Annotated in this window: 18 protein-coding genes; 12 read left to right on the top strand and 6 right to left on the bottom strand. The window is 46.4% G+C overall.

Annotated features, from left to right (window positions below; all coding sequences use genetic code 11):
* The 4 genes from ACDJ59_RS12675 to ACDJ59_RS12660 are packed head-to-tail and all read left to right on the top strand — an operon-like array spanning nucleotide 1 to nucleotide 4,545.
* Complete coding sequence (locus ACDJ59_RS12675; RefSeq protein ID WP_413409241.1) at nucleotides 1-975, top strand: ABC transporter ATP-binding protein; 975 nt, start codon at nucleotides 1-3, stop codon at nucleotides 973-975.
* A complete protein-coding gene (gene opuFB, locus ACDJ59_RS12670; RefSeq protein ID WP_413409240.1) occupies nucleotides 968-2,482 on the top strand; it encodes an osmoprotectant update ABC transporter permease/substrate-binding subunit OpuFB in 1,515 nt (504 codons plus the stop codon). Before ACDJ59_RS12675 ends, opuFB begins: the two co-directional genes overlap by 8 nt.
* Before the next feature lie 50 nt (nucleotides 2,483-2,532).
* Nucleotides 2,533-3,879, top strand: coding sequence for a dihydrolipoyl dehydrogenase family protein (locus ACDJ59_RS12665; RefSeq protein ID WP_413409798.1), 1,347 nt, complete (start codon nucleotides 2,533-2,535; stop codon nucleotides 3,877-3,879).
* A 45-nt stretch (nucleotides 3,880-3,924) separates the two neighbouring features.
* A complete protein-coding gene (locus ACDJ59_RS12660) occupies nucleotides 3,925-4,545 on the top strand; it encodes a DUF1349 domain-containing protein (RefSeq protein WP_235200736.1) in 621 nt (206 codons plus the stop codon).
* 230 nt (nucleotides 4,546-4,775) lie between these two features.
* On the opposite strand, the gene ACDJ59_RS12655 is transcribed toward ACDJ59_RS12660, so the two are convergent.
* A complete protein-coding gene (locus ACDJ59_RS12655) occupies nucleotides 4,776-5,249 on the bottom strand; it encodes an SET domain-containing protein (RefSeq protein ID WP_413409238.1) in 474 nt (157 codons plus the stop codon).
* Nucleotides 5,250-5,446: 197 nt separating this feature from the next.
* Between ACDJ59_RS12655 and ACDJ59_RS12650 the strand changes: the two genes are divergently transcribed.
* Together ACDJ59_RS12650 and ACDJ59_RS12645 are read left to right on the top strand one after the other, a co-directional pair.
* Nucleotides 5,447-7,003, top strand: a complete 1,557-nt coding sequence (locus ACDJ59_RS12650; RefSeq protein ID WP_413409237.1) for an ABC-F family ATP-binding cassette domain-containing protein — start codon at nucleotides 5,447-5,449, stop codon at nucleotides 7,001-7,003.
* A 425-nt stretch (nucleotides 7,004-7,428) separates the two neighbouring features.
* Entirely contained in the window at nucleotides 7,429-12,654 is a 5,226-nt protein-coding gene (locus ACDJ59_RS12645) for an S-layer homology domain-containing protein (protein ID WP_413409236.1), read from the top strand.
* 191 nt (nucleotides 12,655-12,845) lie between these two features.
* On the opposite strand, the gene ACDJ59_RS12640 is transcribed toward ACDJ59_RS12645, so the two are convergent.
* Entirely contained in the window at nucleotides 12,846-13,406 is a 561-nt protein-coding gene (locus tag ACDJ59_RS12640) for an NAD(P)H oxidoreductase (protein WP_341007180.1), read from the bottom strand.
* A gap of 187 nt (nucleotides 13,407-13,593) precedes the next feature.
* On the opposite strand from ACDJ59_RS12640, the gene ACDJ59_RS12635 reads away from it, so the two are divergent.
* The 4 genes from ACDJ59_RS12635 to ACDJ59_RS12620 all read left to right on the top strand — a co-directional run bounded on the left by ACDJ59_RS12635 (nucleotide 13,594) and on the right by ACDJ59_RS12620 (nucleotide 18,796).
* On the top strand, nucleotides 13,594-13,971 hold the full coding sequence (locus ACDJ59_RS12635) for a winged helix-turn-helix transcriptional regulator (protein WP_413409797.1): 378 nt from the start codon (nucleotides 13,594-13,596) through the stop codon (nucleotides 13,969-13,971).
* Nucleotides 13,972-14,189: 218 nt separating this feature from the next.
* The gene (locus ACDJ59_RS12630) at nucleotides 14,190-16,025 is read left to right on the top strand and encodes an assimilatory sulfite reductase (NADPH) flavoprotein subunit (protein WP_413409235.1); all 1,836 of its coding nucleotides are present in this window, start codon (nucleotides 14,190-14,192) and stop codon (nucleotides 16,023-16,025) included.
* A gap of 53 nt (nucleotides 16,026-16,078) precedes the next feature.
* A complete protein-coding gene (gene cysI, locus ACDJ59_RS12625; protein ID WP_413409234.1) occupies nucleotides 16,079-17,800 on the top strand; it encodes an assimilatory sulfite reductase (NADPH) hemoprotein subunit in 1,722 nt (573 codons plus the stop codon).
* A 279-nt stretch (nucleotides 17,801-18,079) separates the two neighbouring features.
* A complete protein-coding gene (locus tag ACDJ59_RS12620) occupies nucleotides 18,080-18,796 on the top strand; it encodes a YebC/PmpR family DNA-binding transcriptional regulator (RefSeq protein ID WP_036608916.1) in 717 nt (238 codons plus the stop codon).
* Between the two features lie 86 nt (nucleotides 18,797-18,882).
* Here the strand turns inward: ACDJ59_RS12620 and ACDJ59_RS12615 are convergent, their stop codons facing one another.
* From ACDJ59_RS12615 to ACDJ59_RS12600, 4 genes are all read right to left on the bottom strand, one after another.
* Entirely contained in the window at nucleotides 18,883-19,371 is a 489-nt protein-coding gene (locus ACDJ59_RS12615; RefSeq protein WP_413409233.1) for a DMT family transporter, read from the bottom strand.
* Nucleotides 19,372-19,385: 14 nt separating this feature from the next.
* Nucleotides 19,386-20,084 (bottom strand): Crp/Fnr family transcriptional regulator, encoded by a 699-nt coding sequence (locus ACDJ59_RS12610; RefSeq protein WP_413409232.1) that lies wholly within the window; start codon nucleotides 20,082-20,084, stop codon nucleotides 19,386-19,388.
* 45 nt (nucleotides 20,085-20,129) lie between these two features.
* Entirely contained in the window at nucleotides 20,130-20,555 is a 426-nt protein-coding gene (locus ACDJ59_RS12605) for a DMT family transporter (protein WP_413409231.1), read from the bottom strand.
* Nucleotides 20,556-21,075: 520 nt separating this feature from the next.
* Nucleotides 21,076-21,873 (bottom strand): Nif3-like dinuclear metal center hexameric protein, encoded by a 798-nt coding sequence (locus tag ACDJ59_RS12600; protein WP_413409229.1) that lies wholly within the window; start codon nucleotides 21,871-21,873, stop codon nucleotides 21,076-21,078.
* Nucleotides 21,874-22,218: 345 nt separating this feature from the next.
* Here ACDJ59_RS12600 and ACDJ59_RS12595 point away from each other — a divergent pair, with 345 nt between their 5' ends.
* On the top strand, nucleotides 22,219-22,809 hold the full coding sequence (locus ACDJ59_RS12595; RefSeq protein WP_413409227.1) for a biliverdin-producing heme oxygenase: 591 nt from the start codon (nucleotides 22,219-22,221) through the stop codon (nucleotides 22,807-22,809).
* A gap of 415 nt (nucleotides 22,810-23,224) precedes the next feature.
* Nucleotides 23,225-24,802, top strand: coding sequence for a TerB N-terminal domain-containing protein (locus ACDJ59_RS12590; protein ID WP_413409225.1), 1,578 nt, complete (start codon nucleotides 23,225-23,227; stop codon nucleotides 24,800-24,802).

Genomic DNA, 24,802 nt, shown 5'->3' with positions numbered 1-24,802 from the left:
ATGATTCAGTTCGAAAATGTATCGAAACAATATCCTGATGGAACAACGGCTTTGCGTCAGGTTAACCTCAACATTAACAAGGGAGAACTGTTTGTCATGATTGGTCCGAGTGGATGTGGCAAAACCACCATGCTCAAAATGATCAATCGCCTGATTGAACGAACAGATGGAACAGTGCGCATTAATGAACGCCCAATCGATGAATACAACATTCACGAGTTGCGCTGGAATATCGGATATGTACTGCAACAGATTGCACTATTCCCGCATATGACAATTGCCGAAAATATTGCGGTTGTTCCTGAACTGCGAAAATGGAAGGCAGATCAAATCAAGAAGCGTGTACATACGTTACTGGACATGGTGGGTTTGCACGGAGATACTTACAGTGAGCGTAAACCGTCCGAGTTATCTGGAGGACAACAGCAGAGAATTGGTGTGTTGCGTGCACTCGCTGCCGATCCTGAGATTGTTCTAATGGATGAACCGTTCAGTGCACTCGATCCAATGAGTCGGGAGAAATTACAGGACGATATTCTGGATATCCAGCGTCAGATGAAAAAAACAATTGTGTTTGTCACTCATGATATTCAGGAAGCGATGAAGCTGGGGGATCGCATTTGCATTATGAAGGATGGACAGGTTTTGCAGGTAGGTACCCCGGAAGAACTGATCCGACAGCCAGCTAATGATTTCGTACGTGAATTTGTTGGAAGTCCTAACACCGATACGAGTTCACAATCTGATTTTGATCTCGAATCCATCATGTTACCAATCTCACCTGGTCATGTGCCAAAATCGGCCAAAACCGCTGTTCCCGTATCCATTACGTTGACGGAGTTAGTTGATATCATGGCTTTCCATGGCCATCTGCTGGTTGAACGTAACCGCCAGATTATTGGCGAGATCAGTCGGGCTGATCTGATGAAATACTGGTCTGGTCAGTTACAGGAACGAGGTGAAGAACATGAGTAGATTCACGGAGGTGTTCAGTGAGCGCAAAGGTCAGTTGTTGTCTACTCTGCTGGAACATATTCAGATCTCATTTATCGCATTGTTCTTTGCTGTCCTCATCGCTATTCCGCTTGGTATTTACTTGACACGCAAGCCAAAAGTCGCTGAACCGATTATTGGGGTTACGGCTGTGTTGCAGACGATACCGTCCTTGGCGCTTCTTGGATTGCTCATCCCGTTATTCGGCATAGGCACACTTCCTGCAATTATTGCATTGGTGGTGTATGCGTTGCTTCCCGTACTTCGCAACACGTACACAGGCATATCCGAAGTTGATCCTTCCATGGTCGAAGCGGCGAATGCGATGGGCATGAATAGTTGTCAACGTCTAATCAAAGTGGAACTGCCACTGGCGATGCCTGTCATTATGGCCGGAATTCGGACCGCTATGGTCCTGATTGTAGGAACGGCGACACTTGCTGCCTTGATTGGCGCAGGGGGTTTGGGTGCATTAATTTTGCTGGGCATTGATCGGAACGATACGGCATTGATCATCCTTGGAGCCATTCCGGCCGCCTTGCTGGCTATTTTGTTTGATGTACTATTGCGTCAGTTCCAACGATTATCCTTTAAGAAAACACTGGTTACCCTTGGTTCGCTGGCAATAATCGCGATACTTGTGATTACCATTCCCTTCGTGGCACGTGGTGGACAGAAGGATCTCGTCATTTCCGGGAAATTGGGGGCGGAACCCGAAATTCTCATTAATATGTACAAATTGCTGATTGAAAAAGATACAGACCTGACCGTTGAACTAAAACCCGGATTAGGCAAAACGCCATTCCTTTTCAATGCACTCAACTCAGGTGATATTGACATCTATCCCGAATTCACCGGGACAGCGATCTCCGAATTCATGAAGGAAACAGCAGTCAGCACCGATCGGACAGAGGTGTACGAACAGGCAAGAGATGGAATGCTGAGCCAGTTCAACATGGTGCTGCTGAACCCTATGGATTACAACAATACGTATACGTTGGCCGTACCACAAAGCATTGCAGATCAGTACAATCTCAAGACCATTTCGGATCTCAAACCAGTGGAACAGCAGATGAAGGCAGGATTCACGCTGGAATTCTCGGATCGGGAAGACGGTTACCTTGGCATTCAGAAGAAGTATGGGATTGAATTCCCGAACGTTGCAACAATGGAACCCAAGCTTCGCTATGGTGCTCTTCAGCGCGGAGATATCAATCTCGTTGATGCTTACTCCACAGACAGTGAGTTGAGACAGTATGAACTCGTTGTGCTGGAGGATGATCAGGAGTTGTTCCCGCCTTATCAAGGCGCGCCGATGCTTCGTCAAGAAACGGCAGATCAATATCCACAACTGGTTGAGGTGCTGAATCAGCTTGCTGGCAAAATTACCGATGAAGAGATGCGTCAGATGAACTATGACGTGAACGTAGAGGGAGCAAATCCTGAGCAGGTGGCAAGAGAATACCTTAAACAAGCTGGATTGCTGTAACTTAAGGCATCCATAAAATAGATGTACCAAGAGGACGAGGAGGAACCATGATGACACAAGAAACCTATGACTTGATTGCGATTGGCACTGGAAGCGCAGCAAGTTCTGTAATCACCCGTTGCGCTGAAGCTGGCTGGAGAGTTGCTGTAATTGATGAACGTGAGTTCGGCGGAACCTGTGCGCTGCGCGGCTGTGACCCCAAGAAAGTGCTGGCTGGAGCGGCTGAGCTGATTGACTGGAATGAACGGATGCAAGGGAAAGGAATTCAGGGACAGGCGACCATCAACTGGTCTGAACTTATGGCCTTTAAACGCACCTTTACCGAGAGCATACCTAGAGCAAGTGAAGATCAATTCAAACAGGCCGGAATGGATACGTTCCATGGTAAAGCTTCATTTGTCGATGAAAATCATATTCAAGTTGGAGAAGAAGTGCTCCATGGCAAACACATCCTGATTGCTACTGGTGCAAGACCTGCGCCACTTGAGATTGAGGGCTCAGAGCATCTTATATATAGTGATGACTTTTTGGTTCTGGAACAGCTGCCGGATCGTTTAGTTCTGGTAGGCGGTGGATACATTGCATTTGAGTTTGCACATATTGCGGCCAGAGCCGGGACGGAAGTCCACATCCTGCATCGGAGTGAACAGCCTTTGAAATCGTTTGATGCGGAGCTGGTAGAATCTTTGTTGCAAAAATCGAAAGAGATCGGCATTCATGTTCACTTGAACGCGGAGGTGAAGTCCATACGGCAAGAGGGGAACGCCTATGTCGTTCATGGCACACGCAATGGTGCAGATCACCAGTGGCAGTGCGGAATTGTCGTTCATGGAGCTGGGCGTGTTCCTAATGTAGATGGACTGGAATTGGAGAAAGCCAACGTCAGCTACAGCAAAAAGGGGATTACGGTGAACGAGTACTTGCAAAGTGAAAGTAATCCGAGAGTGTATGCTGCTGGCGATGTAACCGATACAAAAGGGTTGCCTTTGACCCCGTTAGCAGGTCAGGAATCCCGGGCTGTATCGTTCAATTTGTTGGAGGGAAATCAACACAAACCTAATTATAAAGTGATGCCTTCCATTGTGTTTACTGTCCCTGCCCTTGGAGCTGTAGGTATGAGCACGGAACAAGCCAAGAAGGATGGCTACGAGGTGCAGGTAAATGATATGTCGAAATGGTATACTTACAAGCGAACTCATGAAAAATTTGCCATGGCCAAAGTGGTGATCGACAAATCAACCGGACGTATTCTGGGTGCACATGTGCTCGGGAGCAAAACAGAAGAATTGATCAACCTTTTTGCAATGGCGATTCAGTTCAATCTGAGTATCGATCAGTTAAACACCATGAATTTTGCATATCCTACTGCTGCATCGGACCTGGGTTCTTTAATTTAGAAGTGATGAAGTGAGGATGAACTCCCCTTTGGGACGGAAGAAAGGATGAAAACAACGATGTCATCGGATTTTATTGGGCTTCATGAAGGCAAGTGGACTAAGGAACCCGTTGCTGCACGGATGGATGGGGATCGTTTCGTTGTGGAAGCTCGGGAAGGCAGTGACTTCTGGGAGAACACATTCTACGGGTTCTGTCATCGGGATGGACATGCCATGCTTGCTCCATGGGACGGAACGGAAGCGATTGAGGTATCGTTTGATCTAAGCTCATTCACCGAATTATATGATCAAGCTGGACTAATGTTATGGTACGGAGAAGACCAATGGATCAAGGCTGGAGTTGAGGTTAATGATGGCGTGGCACATGTTGGAGCTGTCGTGACGGATACGTATTCAGATTGGTCACTCTCTCCTGTGCCAGAGTGGGGTGGACGAATCGTAACAATCAGAGCCTCCTACAGTAATGAGGCCGTTGTCATTCGTGCTCGCACAGATGAGCATCCTTGGCGTACGATTCGGGTTGCACGGTTTGCCTATCCGACGAACAAACATGCAGGTCCATTTCTGTGTTCACCGAAGCGAGCAGGTTTCGAGGTAGCCTTTACCAAGTGGAGATCCACGACACCCGATCAAGACTTGCATACAGATCCGCCGATTACGGATTAAAACAAGTTAAGATGCACGATAAACAATGAAATAGGAACAGGTGTATCTGGCTTAGAAAGCAAGACAACACAAACAAGCAAGTCATCCATTAACGGAGGACTTGCTTGTTTTTTGTGTTTAAACTTTGGACTGTGAAAAGTCTCCAGTTACTCATTTCATCATTCACCGGGGTCAGTGAGTTCTTTTCGCACATACAACAGAGTGCTTGTGAACTTCACTTGGGTTTAACGTTAATTACTCGTGTCCGTGTCCAGGGACTGGGTTTCGGTCTCTTTTTCAACCTCATCATCATTGGACTTATTGAACTCCAGCATACGCTCCTCGTAATCGTCCAGGAACCATAACGGGTCCATACTGTCTTCCTCACCGTTGTAATTGATCACGATTTCGTCGCCAGCCTTGATGTCTGTATACGCGTAGAAGTCAAAGGTATGGTTATCAAAATTGATATCGTAAGTAGCGTTAGGTTCATAAGAGTGGTTGATCAGACTGCCGTAACCGAGCAGAATTGCGGTATGATTCGCCCCGTATTCGAACACGTAATCTTCCAAAATCGTTTTTTCGACATGCTCATGATCTTCATTTGGGTAAGGCACAACGGGTGCCTGATGGATAAGCGTTCCTTTGGCAATATCAACGGTAGCAAATACCCCGCGGTTTAACTCACCACCATCACCCAACTTGGATTGTTTCACTTCAATCATAATCTTCACCTGATGCTCTTCGAAGAGCTCCGTTCTATATAGTAGTAATTCGTTAAGGCAAAATTTTAACCTATACTATCATATAAGGCAAATTTCCGCCAAAAAGGTGGAATAATTTTTAATATGGCGTTGAGTTGTGCAGGATATAACGCTTATAATATACAAAGAATTAAGTCTATATAGAAAAGGTGTCATGAATGAGCATATTAAATGTAGAAAAATTAAGTCACGGGTTTGGTGACCGTGCTATCTTTAACGACGTTTCATTCCGCCTCTTGAAGGGCGAACATATTGGTCTGATCGGGGCCAATGGTGAAGGTAAATCCACCTTCATGAACATTATTACAGGAAAACTTCAGCCGGATGAAGGCAAGGTGGAGTGGTCCAAACGGATGCGTGTTGGTTATCTGGACCAGCATGCTGTATTGAACAAAGGCCAATCGATCCGTGACGTACTTCGCGGCGCGTTCCAGTATTTGTTTGACATGGAACAGGAAATGAATGATATGTATGGCAAAATGGGCGATGTTACCCCGGAGGAGCTTGAACAACTGCTTGAAGACGTAGGTACGATTCAGGATACGCTGACAAACCAGGATTTCTACATGATCGATGCCAAAGTGGATGAAACCGCACGTGGTCTGGGTCTGACGGATATCGGTCTGGATAAAGACGTCAATGACCTGAGTGGTGGACAGCGTACCAAAGTCCTGCTTGCCAAGCTGCTGCTGGAAAAACCCGATATTTTGCTGCTGGATGAGCCTACGAACTATCTGGATGAATTGCATATCGAATGGCTGAAACGTTATTTGCAGGAATATGAGAATGCATTTATCCTCATTTCTCACGATATTCCATTCCTGAACAGTGTTATCAACTTGATCTATCACATGGAGAACCAGAATCTAACTCGTTATGTGGGCGATTATGAGCACTTCCAGGAAGTGCATGAGATGAGAAAACAGCAGCTGGAGTCGGCTTACAAACGCCAACAACAAGAGATTGCTGACCTCAAGGATTTTGTAGCGCGGAACAAAGCAAGTGTTGCTACACGCAATATGGCGATGTCCAGACAGAAGAAACTCGACAAGATGGATGTCATCGAGATCGCCAAGGAGAAACCGAAACCGCAGTTCAACTTCCGTGATGCAAGAACACCCGGCAAGCTCATTTTCGAAACCAAAGGACTTGTGATTGGTTACAACGAACCGTTGTCCAGACCACTGGATCTGCGTATGGAGCGCGGACAGAAGATTGCCCTTGTTGGTGCGAACGGAATCGGTAAAACAACCCTGATGCGCAGTATTTTGGGTGAAATTCAAGCTCTGGAAGGAACCGTTCAACGTGGTGAACATCTGGAGATTGGTTACTTCCAGCAAGAGATGAAGGATGCCAACTACAATACATGTATTGAAGAGATCTGGCAGGAGTTCCCTTCCTATACCCAATTCGAGGTGCGTGCTGCACTTGCAAAATGTGGTTTGACTACAAAACACATTGAGAGCAAGGTAGCTGTACTGAGTGGTGGCGAGAAAGCTAAAGTGCGTCTCTGTAAGCTAATCAATAATGAAACCAACCTGCTTGTGCTCGATGAGCCGACGAACCATCTGGACGTTGATGCCAAGGAAGAGTTGAAACGTGCGCTCAAGGATTACAAAGGCAGTATTCTTCTGATTTCCCACGAACCGGAATTCTACCGCGATGTCGTTACGGAGACGTGGAACTGTGAATCATGGACAACAAAAGTATTCTAAGGTAATGTAATACGTGCGAGCTTGCGAACAAGTTCGAAGCGTGAAAAAAGGCGCGAATTTTGCTTGCAAAACAAGCAGAACTCGCGCCTTTTTTGCGTGGTTTTAACGAAAAATGTTTGAGTTGAAATCATAGTTGACAGCTTGAATAAGGCAATAATATAATTCAGGAAAGCGATTACATTTATATGTTAAAAACCTGTTTCACTGCATAGGGGCAAAGAAAACACGGTATTCCGTATGGGTATCATTGCACTTAGAAGGGAAGACGGGTCTTTTTTTTGCACTCCAATGAAACCGGTTTCATTAAAATAAGGAGGTGGACAAAGCTCGTTACTGACCACTGGTTGCTGAGGATAGGCTGAACAACAACACCGCGCATACAAGAACCATGCTTTCATCTTTCACGCCAAAGGAGAGAATGAACATTGGATAAACTTAGGAAACCCATGATATTTATGTTATCTGCAACACTTGCGCTGTCTTCGGGACCGTTGATGCTGCCGAGTAAGGCGTATGCCGATCTGAACAGTATACCCGCCACGTTGTTGCAGGACGATTTTTCGGATGGGAATTACACGGAATCACCCGCGTGGAACGTAAGCTCAGGCAATTGGGAAGTACTCGCGGACCCGACAGATACGTCCAACTTTACGCTTTTCCAGAGCGATACCAATGAAGGCATCATCTCTACTGGAGGCTCCATGTCGAACATGACCGTGTCCATGCGCTTTTACACGGGAGCCGGTCAGGGGTATCCGGGAATATTGCCGCGGTTTCAGGATAAGAACAACTTTTACTATTTTCAAATGCAGGTCCCCAATAATAAACTTGTTTTCTCCAAACGGGTGAACGGAACAGATACAGCTTTGAAAACGGTGGACTATGCTTTTGCCAAAGATACATGGTACACGCTCAAAATGGTGCTATCAGGTACCACCATTCGAGGGTATATCGCGGAAAACGGCTCCGATCGGTTGGTATTTGATCTGGTCGATACTACATACGGGTCAGGTACCGTGGGCATTCGGAATAAGTGGCAGTCGGTACATGCAGATGACGTGATCATTGCCGAGCAACCGCCTGGGAACGATATTCAGCTCTCTATTGCTGAGCAGACGGCATCTTCGGTTTCACTGCAATGGTCTGAAATCATAGGTGCATCAGCCTATCGTTTGTATCGTTCCTCTACGCCTGAAGGCGGTTATTCCCTGGTAACCAATACCGGGACTTTGGGACACACGGATGAAGGATTAAGCGGGGATACGGTGTATTATTACAAGATCGCTTATGAATACGGAGGCCTAACCGAGTCACAATGGACTGCTCCGCTGGAAGTTCGGACGACTGCGGCGGCACCACAGGCTCCTGGCGAATTAAAGGCCGAGGCACTCAATGCCACAAGCGTGAAGCTATCTTGGTCCGCTGTGGACAAGTCAACTGGTTATCGCGTGGTTCGGGCCGAAGCTGGCAGTGACCAGTATGAGCAGATATATGAAGGGAAAGGGCTCACATTCACGGATAATGCACTCGAGCCTGGCAACAGCTACAGCTATCGTGTAACAGCCTATAACGCAGCTGGGGAGTCAGCATTCACTGTTGCAGAAGCCACGACATACTCCATTGACTCTCCAGCAGAGTTCGCTGCCACAGCTGTGACGGACACATCAATCTCTCTGGGGTGGAATGTCTTGCCTGGATCTGATGTATCGTATACCGTGTCCCGTGCAACCAGTGCTACGGGTACGTATCAACAGGTCTATAGTGGCAATGAAAACACGTTTAACGATAGCGGTCTGATGATGGGGACGGGATATTTTTACATCATCCAGGCAACCGTGGATGGCATCGTATCTCCTGCTTCTGCACCGTTGGGTGTTGCTGCGATTCGTACAAGCATTACACCGGGGCAACTGTGGCCGGATCTGGACGGTAAGCCGATTGATGCGCATGGGGCAGGCTTTTTCTATGATGAACAGACGGAGATGTATTACTGGTATGGTGAATACCACACGGGCGGATGGCCAGCTGTGGGTGTGCGTGTGTATTCATCCAAGGATCTGATGAATTGGACCGATGAAGGTATGGCTTTAACAACTCTTCAATCCATGGATGATTTTGACAATGACCCGTTGATTTCCGAATTGTATGCAGGACGCGAAGACAAGGTGGATATCTGGGCAGATATTCGCAGAGGACGGATCATTGAGCGGCCGAAGGTCATCTATAACGACAAAACGAAGAAATACGTGATGTGGGCCCACATGGACGGAGACAAGGACCCCTATAACGATAATGCAAATTACGGTAAGGCGAGGGCCGGTTATGCGATCAGCGACTCTCCAACAGGGCCTTTTGTGTATCAGAAGAGTTACCGGATGGACAGGGCTCCCGAAGGGGAGAAAGATTTCTTCCCAAGCGAACGGGGTATGGCACGTGACATGACGTTGTTCAAGGACGATGACGGCACTGGCTATCTGATCTACTCCAGCGAAGAAAACCTGACGCTCTATATCTCCAAACTGAATGAAGACTACAGTGACGTAACAGGGTGGCATAAGGAAGGACGAACGGATGACAAAGGCAATCCGGTACGAGATTCCACCTATCAGGCGGAATACGGCGTCGATTACGTGCGGGTGTTCCCGGGAGGGCAACGCGAAGCACCAGCGATGTTCAAGTATCAGGGGAAATATTATATTTTGACTTCCGGAGCTTCAGGCTGGGCCCCTAACGAAAACAAAGTGACGGTTGCGGACAACATCTTTGGCCCGTGGTCAACGCAGACCAATCCGTTCGTGCGTACGTTGCCGAGTGATCCCGATCCAAGCAAGGCATTTGGCACACAGACCACTTCCGTCATTCCGGTTGATCCAGAAAAAGGAAAATTCATTTACGTGGGGGATACGTGGAATGGTGGCAATTTCTCGAATGACGCTGCAAAATACGTGTTCTTGCCAATTGAGTTTGGAATAGGCTCCGATATCGCAATCAAGTGGTATAACAGCTGGACACCTGATCTACTGAATTCGATGGGCAAGGTTGATATTGCTGATCCGTTGCCAGAAGCCGTGGCATTAGGCAAAGTACCATCCCTGCCAACGACATTGAATGTACGTGACGGTGGAGCACTGGTATCAACGCCAGCAGTATGGACGATTGATAACCGGGCCATGACGGCAGAAGATTTTGCTAAGCCAGGACCGCTCACATTACAGGTAACGACACCGGAATATAACAACAAAAAGCAGGCAGTTCGCGTAAACGTCATTCCGGAGAATGCAATTTATTTCGTGAATAGCGGAGGTTACGAAACGGCTGATTACAGTCTCATGGGTGCTTATATGAAAGGAACGCTTGCGAACCCGGAAACGGCGGATCAGATGTACGCTCCTGCTGAGGGACGCAATTGGGGTTATGTCAGCGCAGATGCACTGGCATCCGGTTCGAATGGCGGGGATATATTCTCGACCGTACGTTATCTGAACGGTGGAAATGTCAGTAATTCTCCTAAAGGCACTGACCTAACCTATAGATTTGATGTGCCAAACGGGACATACGATGTGTATGCCGGATTCAACGATCCGTGGACCAATACATCGCGCAGAGCGAATTTAATCATCAATGGCACCAATACCGGTGCAGTTACTTTTACGCCTGCCAGTGTTAGAGCCCATAAAAGCATCAGCGTGTCGGACAACAAGCTGGAGTTGACCGTGCACAATACGGCATCACAGGATCCGATGATTAGCTGGATTATGATCGTTAAACCTGACGCCGCGCCACCTGCAAATGATAGTGCTGGCCTTAATGCTGATGCGTTAGATTCAACGAGCGCCACGCTTCACTGGGATGCTCATCTTGGTGCAGCAAGCTACAAGCTCTACCGCTCAGATCGTGAGCAAGGAGAGTATAAGGTGGTTTATAGCGGCAATGGACGGGAGTACATGGACAGTAAACTGAACCCCGGCACAGAATATTATTACAAAGTGGAAGCTTTGGATGCCACGGGGCAATCCTTGAGAGGTGTATCTTCCGCTTATCAGGTGCATACGGCTCAGCAGAGCGCTGCCGATGTAGCTACAAGCATTACAGCATTGGAACAACCTTCCGCAGGTGCGAAAAAACTGAAGTTACCATCCGTGCCGCAAGGTTTCACGGTGAAGATCGCTTCCAGTTCGGTACCGTCGGTCATTCAAACTGATGGAACGATTGTCCCACCATCCAAGGAAACAACAGTAACCCTGGAGTTGGAAATTACTCGAACTTCTGACGACAGTAGAGCCCTGACTATACCGTTGACAGTGAAGGTTCCAGCATCTGTTCCTTCCCCTGGAGGCACGGACCCTGGTTCGGGTGGTAATTCAGGCGGCAATTCCGGTGGAAATCCAGGAAATGGTTCTGGTTCATCCAGCAATGGTGGACAATCAGGAAATGGTAACCCAAGTGCAGAGAATGTGGTACCACAACCTAAACCGGAGAAGGACCGTTCTGTTCTGGAGTTGCAGGGACAGTCTGATCAGAAGGGTGTAGTGCAGTCCAACGTGGATGTTTCAACGATTAAAGATGCTTTTAAAGTTGCCCCCTCAACAGATGCGGGTCAGCGCTTGGTCGAACTTCGGCTGAAGCCGGTTTTGGGAGCAACGGCATATCAATTATCTCTTCCTGCCTCTGCGTTGATAGATCGGGGTGAGTCACATGTGTTCAACATTGATACAGAACTGGGAATGTTGGAGCTTCCCGCGACACTGTTAACAAAGGATATCGTTGGTGATGGGATTGCATCAATTCGATTGGTCAGAACGGAGCTGCCAAAAACAGTCGCAGATCAGCTCGGCACGAAATATGGAGTCCAGCTTGAACTTCAACTGGATGGTCAACCTTGGCCATCGGATAGCAAGTTAATACTTCGTCTGCCTTTCCAATCCTCACAAAATGCTCCGCAGGATCGGATTGTAGCATTTGCCATTGGCGCGAACGGTGTGGCAACCCCGTTGCCGCAAAGTTACTACGATCAAAACAGCGGGCAGCTTGTATTTTCCGTAACATCACTCACTGGAAATTATGCTGTTGTGCCTGTGGAGCAGATATTCACAGATCTTGCAGAAGTGCAGTGGGCCAAGAAAGCAATGGAGGCTTTGGCTGTCCGAGGTGTGATTGATGCTGAGGCAAGCGGTGATTCCACGCAGTTACATCCAAAAGAGGAGATGACCCGCGGCCAATACATGCAATGGTTGATGACTGCGCTGGGTTTGAATGCTTCTTCCGGGAATACTTTCTCTGATGTAAACGAAAATGCACCGTACTACGAAGCAGTTACAGCTGCGCGTTCGCTAGGTATCACCAGTGGTGCCGGTGACGGGAGCTTCTTGCCAGAGTCCACGATCACTCGTCAGGAGATGATGACATTAACAGTTCGCGCACTTGCAACGGCTGGACTGGTTGACTCCGAGAAGGCTGGAACAGATAACCTTACTCGTTTCCGTGACGCTTCCGAGATTCGCTCTTATGCCCGGGATAGTGTGGCATTACTTGTGGATCTGGGCATCGCCCACGGGTACAACGGTGAGGTGAAACCACTTGCCGAAGCAACCCGAGCCGAATCGGCTACGTTGTTATATGCGATGATGAGCAAACTGGTATGGAAGAAATGATGATACACCAGAATCGTAGCGCGTGAAAAAGAAGGCTTACTTTGACCTGGAGCCCAGGTTGGAGTAAGCCTTCTTAATTATAAGCCAGCCATGGGCGAAAAGTAATTTACTCAACGAACATGTAACTTCATGTCGTTTTACAGTTGTTATCTGTAATGTCTACGAATGTTATCTGTAATTTCTGCGAATTGTTAATTGTAATGTTTGCCGATTTGGTATGCTTGCTCCAGCAAGCTTTCAATATGTTCTTTGGATTCTGAAATGGTTTCATAGAGGAATTCGACTCGTGATTCCTGCATTCTTGCATAACCCGCGATCCCGTTATTCAGATAATTGGAAATCATGTTGTAATAGTCGTATTTATGGAATGAAGCCTCCGTTCCTCCAGCTAGTGCAATCCACAGTGCCTTTTTGGAGTTTGCCTTGTTCAGCAGGCCCATGTTCCATACCTTGTCCAGATAAGCTTTGAGCATGGAGGGAACGTTGTACCACCAGATCGGGAAAACAAATACAATGGCATCAGCCGCAAGCACACGATCCAGCTCTTTGCGAATCACAGGAGCATGCTGTTTGTCGGGATTTTGCCAGTCTCGCTCATCTTCAACACCATATAGTGGATCGAATCCGTCATGATATAGATCGAGGATATCGATTTCATGGGAATTCTCTTGCATACCTTCTATAAAACGATTCATTACAGCAAATGTTAGGGAATCCTGTCTTGGGTGAGTAACGACCAGTTTAACTTTCATGTAGGAGTAACCATCCTTTTTTCTTTTTATTTTGGTTAAACATTGACCAATGTTATTATAAGTTTCATGACATCTTCTTGAGAAGTACGCACCTGAGAGTGCTGTAGATACTTTAGGGTTCTTCGGTTACTTTTAATAACGGATATACATATATGTGAATTATGGGGGAGTACAAGTGGAACAAGAAATGAAAAAATATGAGAGTGGTGTGCAGGCGATGCTGGAACTGGTCGGTGGAAAATGGAGGATTCTTATTCTGCATCAGTTGATATCAGGTAAAAAACGAACAAGCGAACTTCGTAGAGCCATTCCTGGCATTACCCAGAAGGTCTTAACCCAGCAGCTGCGTGAACTGGAAAAGAATGAAATCATCCATCGGATCATTCATCCTCAGATTCCGCCCAAGGTAGAGTATGAGCTGACAGAGTACGGCTTGACACTACAGGACATCATTGACCGCATATGTCTATGGGGAGGGAATCACTTGGACAGAGTATACGGAGATAAAAGCAGAGTGCTTGGAGATCATTTTAGTGACTATATTCCACTTTCAACTTCAACTTGAGCTGGCCGCCAAATTTAAAATAAACCAAAACCGTCCTTGATTTGAAAAGGAGGGTTTTTGTTGTTTTTTGTCCTTTATCAGCGAAACTGATAAATGCTATAAAATCATTGAAATTGACCCTCAACACCCGGTGTGTTAGGTTTTAGAGAGAAGAAATTAAATTAATGTGATGATTTTAGTCGGAATTAAAATTGAAGCAATGCGCGAGGTGGCAAACAGTGGAACTTCAAGTGACAAACAGCCCTTTTAATCAAGAACAAGTTGAACTGCTTAATCGTCTTATTCCTACATTGACCGATGGACAACGTACTTGGTTGAGCGGATATATTGCAGCAATTCAGGCAAGCGCGACAATAGCGGCTCCAGCTAACCTGGTACAGGCTGCACCAACTACAGGTATTGCACCTGTCAGTGCTCCGCCAGTATCCCGGGAAGTTACCGTACTCTTCGGTTCACAAACCGGGAATTCCAGTGGCCTATCGAAAAAGCTGGCCAAGAAACTTGAAGAGCAAGGTCTTCAGGTAACGTTGTCATCGATGGGAGATTTCAAACCGAACGGACTCAAGAAAATTGAAAATCTTCTCATTATCGTCAGTACGCATGGCGAAGGCGAACCACCGGATAATGCGATTCCGCTGCATGAATTCCTGAACAGCAAACGGGCTCCGAAGCTTGAAGGACTTCGTTACTCGGTGTTGGCTCTGGGAGATACCTCCTATGAGTTCTTTTGTCAGACAGGTAAGGACTTCGATAAACGATTGCAGGAATTGGGTGGTACAGCCCTTGTACCGCGTGTGGACTGTGATGTTGATTTTGATGAAGCAGCTGCGGAGTGGATGAATGAAGTACTGGCATCCTTAAACAGTACATCTGCTGCTGCGAGTACGGTAACCACTGAGGCTGTTACAGCTGCGGTGAGCGGCGGGGAATCCGAATATGATCGCACGAATCCATTTAAGGCTGAAGTGTTGGAAAATCTCAATCTGAATGGCAGAGGATCAGATCGTGAAACACGCCACATTGAGTTGTCTTTGGAAGGCTCCAGCCTGGACTACGAGCCAGGTGACAGCCTTGGGGTATTCCCTGAGAATCATCCGCGCCTTGTGGAGGAATTGATTGCAGCCATGGGATGGAATGCCGATGAACGCGTGACCGTGAATAAAAACGGCGATCAGGCATCTGTGCATGAAGCGTTGCTGCGTTATTTTGAAATTACAGCTGTGACGAAACCGGTTGTGGAACAACTTGCGAAACTGAATCCTGGGAGTGGCCTGACAGCGTTACTCGCAGATGATTCCGAATTCCGCACGGTCATGAATAGCTGTGATCTGCTGGATCTGGTTCAGGATTATAATCTGAAAGGGATTCCTGCCGGAGAGTTCGTAGCTACTCTTCGTAAAATTCCGGCACGTCTGTACTCCATAGCGAGTAGTTCGAAGTCTTTCCCGGATGAAGTTCATCTAACCGTCCGCTCGGTACGTTATGAAGCACGTGGCAGAGAACGTTACGGTGTATGCTCGGTACATCTGGCTGAACGAATCGAAGCTGGCGACACCCTGCCTGTATATATACAGCATAACCCGAATTTCAAGCTGCCTGAGAATCCGGATACACCGATCATCATGGTTGGCCCAGGTACAGGTGTAGCGCCGTTCAGATCTTTCCTTGGTGAGCGTGAAGAAACAGGAGCAGAGGGCAAAACATGGTTGTTCTACGGGGATCAGCATTTCGCCACGGACTTCTTGTACCAGACGGAGTGGCAGCGTTGGCTCAAAGATGGTGTGCTCACTAAGATGGATGTAGCCTTCTCACGTGATACGGAACAGAAAGTATATGTACAACATCGCATGCTGGAACACAGCAAAGAACTGTACCAGTGGCTTCAGGAAGGGGCAAGCTTGTATATCTGTGGTGACGAGAAAAAAATGGCACATGATGTGCATGCTGCGCTCACCACGATTCTTGAACAAGAAGGCGGTTTATCGTCTGAGCAGGCATCGGAATATCTGACACGGTTACAGCAGGAGAAACGTTATCAGCGGGACGTCTATTAATTACCGGCCCAGCCGGACTGCACCATCCCGCAGAGACGAGAGGAGAAAGCAGCATGGTTTATAATAACTTACTTAACCCACAGCGCACGAATAGCGATGTGGAAGATATAAAGATCAAAAGTGATTACTTGCGCGGAAGTCTGACCGAAACGTTGGCCGATCGTATCACGGGGGCTATTCCAGAGGACGACAACCGTCTGATGAAACACCATGGTAGTTATATGCAGGATGACCGTGACCTGCGCAATGAGCGTCACAAATCCAAGCTGGAGCCTGCATACCAATTCATGTTGCGTGTACGTGCTTCCGGTGGGATTGTAACCCCGGAGCAGTGGTTGATGATGGACAGAGTGGCACATAAATATGCGAATGAGACGATTCGTCTGACCACACGTCAGTCTTTCCAACTGCATGGTGTACTGAAGTGGGATCTTAAGAACACCATTCGCGAAGTAAACGATTCGTTGTTAAGCACACTGGCTGCATGTGGTGACGTGAACCGTAACGTGATGTGTAACCCGAATCCGAATCAATCCGATGTGCATGCTGAAGTGTATGAGTGGGCATGTCAGGTTAGCAATCATCTGGACCCTCGCACGCGGGCTTATCATGAGTTGTGGCTGGACGGAGAGAAAGTGATTGATTCCCAGGACTCGGACGAAGAAGTTGAACCAATCTATGGCAAAGTGTATTTGCCACGGAAGTTCAAAATTGGTATTGCTGTACCACCATCCAATGATGTAGATGTCTATTCACAGGATCTTGGCTTTATTGCTATTGTGGAGAACGGCAAGCTGCAAGGCTTCAACGTTTCCGTTGGTGGCGGCATGGGGATGTCTCATGGTGACGCCAAAACCTATCCTCAGGTGTCCAAAGTCATTGGTTTCTGTACGCCGGAGCAAATGATTGATGTTGCAGAAAAAACAGTTATGATTCAGCGTGATTATGGAGATCGTGCAGTTCGTAAACATGCTCGTTTCAAATATACGCTGGATGATCGTGGTGTGGAGTGGTTTGTCGAAGAGCTGACCACCCGTCTGGGATGGAAACTGGATGCAGCACGTCCGTACCATTTTGAGACTAACGGAGATCGATACGGTTGGGTAAAAGGTAATAATGGCAGATGGCACTACACGCTGTTCATTCAGAATGGTCGTGTAAAAGATGTAGACGGTTATCCGCTCATGACGGGTTTACGTGAAATTGCCAAAGTGCATACGGGTGATTTCCGTCTGACTGCGAATCAAAATCTGATCATCGGTAATATTAGCAGCCAGAAAAAGAAAAAGATTGAAGCGCTGATTCAGCAATACAATCTGACCGATGGTGCACATTACTCTGCGCTACGCAGAAGCTCGATGGCTTGTGTTGCGTTTCCGACCTGCGGCCTTGCGATGGCTGAGTCCGAACGTTACTTGCCGTCCCTGATCGATAAACTGGAGCCTGTACTGGACGAAGCCGGGCTGAGAGACAAAGAAATTGTCATTCGCATGACGGGTTGCCCGAACGGATGCGCAAGACCGATGCTGGCAGAGATTTCATTTATCGGTAAAGCACCTGGGAAATACAATATGTATCTCGGTGGCAGCTTCACCGGACATCGCTTGAATAAGCTGTACAAAGAAAACATTGGTGAAACCGAGATTCTGGACACGTTAACTCCAATGGTGAATCAGTATGCCAAAGAGCGCAATGAAGGGGAACATTTCGGAGACTTTGTCATTCGTGCAGGTTATGTTCCTGAAGTGTTGGATGGTCGACAATTTCACGCTTAATTGACCGGGTAAGATAACTGAAATTAGGACTGAATTAGGGCGGAAGCATTCCTTTATGGGGTGCTTCTTGTCTGCTATATATGGAGATAATAGAGGTAACGTTTAGTTGCTGCTGAGAGATTTATGAGAGGATAAACTGAGACTAATCTTCAACTGGAGATGGATAATCACCGCAGTTATTCCCATTATTTCGTGTGTATTAACTTGTTGAAGTACGCTCAACAAGATATAATGGCATAGTAGAAAGCAGATTAAATGTTGAAAGTGAGCGGAAACGATATGGGTCGTAAGTGGAATAATATCAAGGAAAAGAAAGCTTCAAAAGATGCAAACACGAGCCGGGTCTACGCTAAATTCGGCGTTGAGATCTATGTAGCTGCCAAGAAGGGCGAACCGGACCCGGAAGCGAACCGTGCACTGAAAGTCGTGCTGGAACGTGCCAAAACGTATAATGTACCCAAAGCCATTATTGATCGTGCGATGGAAAAAGCAAAAGGCAGCGGGGATGAGAACTATGAAGAGCTGCGTTATGAAGGCTTCGGACCGAATGGTGCGATGGTCATCGTTGATGCACTCACTAACAATGTGAATCGTACAGCGCCGGAAGTGCGCTCTGCGTTTAACAAAAACGCGGGTAACATGGGTGTCAGCGGTTCTGTTGCTTACATGTTTGATCCAACAGCGGTTATCGGTATAGAAGGCAAAAACTCCGAGGAAGTACTGGAACTTCTGCTTGAAGCAGATGTGGATGTACGTGATATCGTGGACGAAGACGACGCTGTGATTGTATATGCAGAACCGGATCAATTCCACGCTGTACAAGAAGCATTCAAAGCTGCTGGTATTACTGAGTTCACAGTAGCCGAGCTGACCATGCTTGCGCAAAACCATATTGAACTTCCAGAGGATGCACAAGCTCAGTTCGAGAAACTGATCGATGCGCTTGAGGACCTTGAAGATGTTCAGCAGGTCTACCATAACGTAGAGTTTGTGTAAGAGAACGAGACGATACGTGGTTTAATTGCATAAAAAGAGTGTCTGACCAATCTACGCGATTGGACGGACACTCTTTTTTGTTTATTTTACGAGTCTGACTGCAACGTGCCAGGGGACTGCTCTGATTTTTCAGATTTACGCCCACCGAACTTGAACAATACAATTCCCCCAACAATGACAAGTACACCGAGCAGCTGATTCCACGAAAAAGGAATTTGCTCCAGACCTAGCCATCCCATGGAATCAAACAATAGAGCAAAGCTCAGTTGGGATGTTAGCACGATCGAGATGGCATATGTGGGACCAAGTAGCTTCATCCCTTGCACGAGACAGAAGACCACGCCAACGCCGATGGCTCCGCTGAGCCAGTACCAGGGTTGCATATGCTGAAAGCTGAATGTATTTTTACCCTCGACTAGCAGAGAGATGAGGAAAGAAGCAATGAATCCGGTGAAAAGCACCAGCGTTGTTGTGGACCATGAACCGGTGCGTTCATTGACTTTGCTATTAAAAATCGTTTGCAGACTGACAAGTGCACCTGCCAGTAGTGCAAGCGAAATACCTGTGATTAACATGGTTGTCGAACTCCTTATTCATAAATATTGTGACCTGCTATTTCACGTAGACCTGCCCGGTCCTTGATCATAATCAATCCCTGATGTCGTTCAATTAACCCGTCTGCACAGAGCTTCTGGATGACCCGGTTCAGGTGTCGGTAACTGGTGCCGATCAGATTCGCGATGTCGGTCAGATTGAACGCGTCCAGCTCTTCATGAACGACGTTGCCCGCTTCTTCTATTGAGATGGAGAGCAGGTAGCTGACTAGACGAACCTCAACGGGATACATCAGGTTGAAATTGGAAAAGTTCGAGTCAATGTAGAATTTGTGTGAGATGATTTTGAGCAAAAATTTAAGCAAAGGTGCATAATCGCTGGCAAGCTCAGCGAGCCATTGATAATGAATACGAAGCATCACCACAGGTGACACGGCCTGAACCGTATTAACAATATTGCTTTCACGAACATACTCTATGTCACCGACAACTTCAAGCGGTGTTTTGAAGCAAAGCACCAGCGTTTTATCCTGAGCAGAGGTGGTGAAAATCTTGATTTTACCTTCGACCAGTACGTACAAATATTCGGAAGTTTCCCCTTCACGACAGATCAGTTCACACTTCTCGAAATGGCATAACGTCATATGTGTACGCAGGGGCTCGTGAAATACAGTTTCGAGTTGATATTGCTTCAGATATTGTATTAATTGTTGCTCGTTATGGATCTCTTGCACGCTGTTATTCACCCCCGACGATATGTTTCAATCCTTCTCCAAAAACTATAGTTTCATAATAATGACACCAGTCACCATTAAGGCAATGCCCAGAAATTGCGGCAGTTTCATCTTTTGTTTCACCACGCCGAACCATCCGTTACTATCCACCAGAAAAGTCAGGAACAGCTGAGCAATCAACAGGGCCGAGATCGTGAATGTAACCCCAATTTGCTGAATTGCTGTCACTTCGCTGAAAATAATGACGGCGCCAAAAGCACCTCCCGCCAGGTACATAGGTTTTACTTGTTTGAGTCCTTGAAGGTTGGTGTCTCTAACAAACATTAGGATCAGCACCGCTAAGATGAATCCCGTCAGTTGTGTAATCGTAGCGGCCTGCCATGTGCCCATGTCGGTGCTAATCCGAGTATTGGCAACCCCTTGGAGCGTGATACATGCGCCGCCCAGTAATGCAAAAATAATTCCTCTCATATGTACGCTCCTTATTCAATCACTTCGACTTCTATTATTAAATGATAAATTGACTCTGAACGCCAAGGACAAATGTCCTGAGCTTTGAAGTCACAGCATCTAGAGTACTATAAAGAACTCGGTAAATCCAGATGGGGCATGAAGAGATACGCGGCATATGTGCTCAGTACTCATTTTTCATCATAATCTAACGAACCAGTGACACCTTATTGTACTGATTCGATTGAATTGAGAAATCTAACGAATCTCAGCAACGTTAAATGGGTTATGTCGGGTAGAAATGGGCGGTAAAACAGGGGGGAATGGAGGAATAGTGTGTCTACGATTCGTTACTTTTGAAAATCGGCAAATATTCGCCAAATAGAGTGTGTCAGGTTCGGTAGCTATCCAAGAAATGAAACGAGAGTCTGCCCAGCGTACCCCGGAGCATAGAAAGTATCCAAAACTCCAGGGTAGGATAGGCAATGAGATTAGAAGCAATCAGCTAGAAGCTCCTCTCCGTACAAATCCAATCATATTATCAGATCACAGTGTACACAGGCTTCTCGCCTACAAAACGAACAGACAATTCGGGAAAACGTTCTGCCAACCTGTCTGCCAAAAGCTTCATTCCCGGAGCCTCACTCTCAGCATGTCCCATCATGATTAGTGCCTTGGACTTGCCTTGTTGCATGGCATCTCGGATATATTCAGGTGTCTCCCACTCGAATCCTTCTCCAGCAATGATGAGATCCAATTGCTCGTTCTGAATCAAGGGAATCGTCACATGTCCATTACCACGAAAACCTACCAGTACCGCTGCGCGTCTACAGACTATTTCCGCATTGCCTGCAACGCGTACATAATCGATGCTTAGGGAACTTTTCACATGGTGAGCAATAGCTTCAACGGTGCTTCCTTCCGGAAAAGAAAGAATGTCTGCTTCCGCTGATCGTTGCTCCACATAAGAGGACCATCCCAAGGCCTGAATCAGTCCTTCGGTAATGCCATCCGGTTGGAAGCGGTGGATGATATCATGACATCGATAGATGGAAATGCCTGCATCGTCGATCAACTTTCTTTTGTCCACATAAACCGAATCATTAGCAAGCCAATCCGTATGACTGTGATGGTTATAAAACGGAGATTCATGCGCAATGATCAAGTTAGCGCCATGGTTTATGGCTTGTTCAATAACATAATGTGTGGGCATAAAAGCAATGATAATACCTGTGACCTTACGATCAAGTGAGCCCATAATGAGCTGATCTACCGTGTTTTCCGGCAATTCAATGTTATCTGAGAGATGAAGTACAACCTCTTGAACTGTAAGATCCATAGAATGCATTCCTCCAATGACAGGATATAAAGGTAGTGTACCATGTTGACATCTGAAATCTACTGCCTTCCAGATTATAGGGTCGTTTTTATTGTTTTCGGTTAATACTAAAACATACAGATTACAGTCAGTTAAGATAACAACGGAGGACTGTATTGGCTGTGTAAGGTTGTTGGGTTCATATAGTTTTCTCTGACAAGAATAAGTATACTTACATAGAGTCTTTGTCTGCATTAATGGAGCTGAGTGCAAGGAAAGCAGTTTCTATTTCAATATACTGAGAATCAGTTGAGGATAAGCGTTCATTTGCAACAATAAAACAAATTGTGAAAGGGGATAACTACAATGACAGCAACAACTATTATGGAACGTCTGAAGAGCGAGACAGCTCATTATCACAGACAAGTAGAACAGAACCCTTATGCAAAAGCTATTATGAATCAAACTGTGACTATAGAAGAATATAGAACGTATTTAGAAAAATTTTATGGATTCCTGAAACCGCTGGAGGATCAGGCTGTTTTGCTGCCTTTCTGGGAAAGTACGGAACTGGATATTGAGATTAGAGGCAAGGCTGGACTCTTGGAAAAAGATTTACGAAATCTGGGAGCCAGTGAAGAAGAAATCAGCCAATTTCCGCTCTGTGAAGAACTGCCGGATATTTCAACACCTGCCCGTTTGTTCGGATATTTGTATGTAATTGAGGGGTCCACGAACGGTGGACAGATTATGACCAAACGTTTGTCGCAGTTCCTGCCCATTGAAGCTGATCGTGGATTGGAATATTTCAATGCTTACGGCTCAGATACAAGAACAAGATGGAGCGAGTTTACAGGTTTGCTGCAGCAGTCCATCAGTACTCCAGAAGATCATGACAACATGGTACACAGTGCATCAGAGACATTCCGTCTATTGGATCAATGGATTAATACGTAGGGCGGACTTTTTTTCATATATTAAAAGGAACCTATAAAAGTTGAAATAATACATTTACACCTAACGGAGAGGACAGAAAAAAGCTGGAAAAGCGAAGCGTTCGCCTAAAAGCTTTCTGAAAGAAAGCTACATCGGAAGCATACGCTTATAACCGGATTTTTCCCTTTAGAAAAGGGAATCGATAAAATCTGGGGATAACAGCGATTGGAAGGTTATTCTGTCATCGTAGTGCAATGTAAATAATCATTATTTCAACTTATATAATATCATGATGAAAAGAGGGCAGAAATGTCTTCTTTTTTTGTGTCCAGGAATGTCTAAATTTCGTCACCGCAGACACAGGACAAGTGCTATAATGATCCCTATGGATACACTTGTTCGTATTCTGTCTAGGAGGAGGGTGAGATAACGTTCTATGAGAGACAACTCAAGACAATTGGAATTTATGGAGATAGATCTGAGTGAAGAACCTGAAACAGCAGCAGTGCCGGTTCCTGATCGTTCAACCATTGTGCAGTCTGCACATGATACGATGCAGCATCGTGGAGGCATATTGTCCTCAGAGAAACGTTTTGTAGAGGAAGCAAAGCAGTGGGCAGAGATGGAGGGGGATGTATCCCCGTGGGTTCCCTTTATGAGTTACTGGCCAACGTATGGCGTGATGAATGAGGCCCAGCGCAAGTGGTATTTGTTTTGGAGGAAGGAAGTACGTCAGGGGAGATACCCGGATACCGATCTGTCCTATCTATTTGTTCATATCTACGAGTTAATAAACGGCATTGGCTGGCAGAATCCTCAGGATGGTTATGATCAATTGAAGCAGCTATGGGTGAACTATCGTGAACGGCTGCCCCAATTAAATATATATATGCAAGAGTGGATGGTCGATTATGTGCTGGTCCATCAGATGGAGATGTCCTTATCCGAGGTCATGGGCCTTTCGGGCGGATACCTGCCAGCAGAGATGCTGGATAGGGAACTGCAACGTATTTTACAGGATAAGGTATCGGATATCTCGCTGAATATGCTGCAAAGATATTATGATTACGATATTACACTCAGTAAATTTTACAGAGATGGCGGCAAAGAGGTGATGGATCAGTACATCCCGCGGGTCATGGCCTTGGTTGATTCGTATCTGGAACGTACGCGACAAGTTGGACTATTGCCTGAGTGTGATCCCAACGATGAACGCACCATGGAGCGCACTCTGTTTCGCAAAGCAGTCTATGATGAATGGATCTATGGAAGATCGGTATCGTTCAGATATATGCCCATAGGTGAACATGCTGAATTTGTGCAGATGGTTACGCGGATTTATCGATGTACTGAAAATAAACTTCGTGAACTGCTCGGATTCAGAGGCAGATTGCGAGGACAGACTCTTGAACCCGAACTTGCAAATCTGATTGAACGTTACCTGGACAAAGCATATGCGATCGAGCAGGCGGAGTCTGTGGAACAACCGATGATTCGTATTGATACAGAGAAATTGGCATCTTTACAGCAGGAAAGTGAGTACGTGCGAATGGCGCTTACAATTGAGGATGATCACCCTTCTGAAGTGAAGGATGAAGAGGTTAACAACGCCAATGTTACAAGTAATCCATTCGATGTGCTGGAAGCAAGGGACGAGATCACTCCAACTGAAGGTTCCATGGAGTCGGAGCCATCCGCAGAAGAGATTGCAGCAGGAGCGCAAGTAGAATCTATTAGGTTGCAGTGGGACGAGTCTGCTGAGGCTGATCTGGAAGAGGAATGGCTGCTCTTTGCCAAGGAACTCTCCCCACAGCAGGTGCAAACGATTCATGTTCTACTTGGTGCAAGTCCAGATATGGAGCTGATGCGTCTGGCTGAGCAATATGGAACGATGCCTACGCTTCTGCTGGATGAAATTAATGATGTGGCTATGGAAACGATCGGTGATCTTCTGATTGATGGTGATCGGATTGTTCCTGATTATATAGATGTGTTCGAACATGTGAAGAGGTGA

The sequence above is a fragment of the Paenibacillus amylolyticus genome (assembly GCF_047302515.1).
In the GTDB taxonomy this organism is placed as follows: domain Bacteria; phylum Bacillota; class Bacilli; order Paenibacillales; family Paenibacillaceae; genus Paenibacillus; species Paenibacillus amylolyticus_G.
The sequence above is the reverse complement of the archived record's forward strand: the minus strand, read 5'-3'. Positions and strand labels throughout refer to the sequence as shown.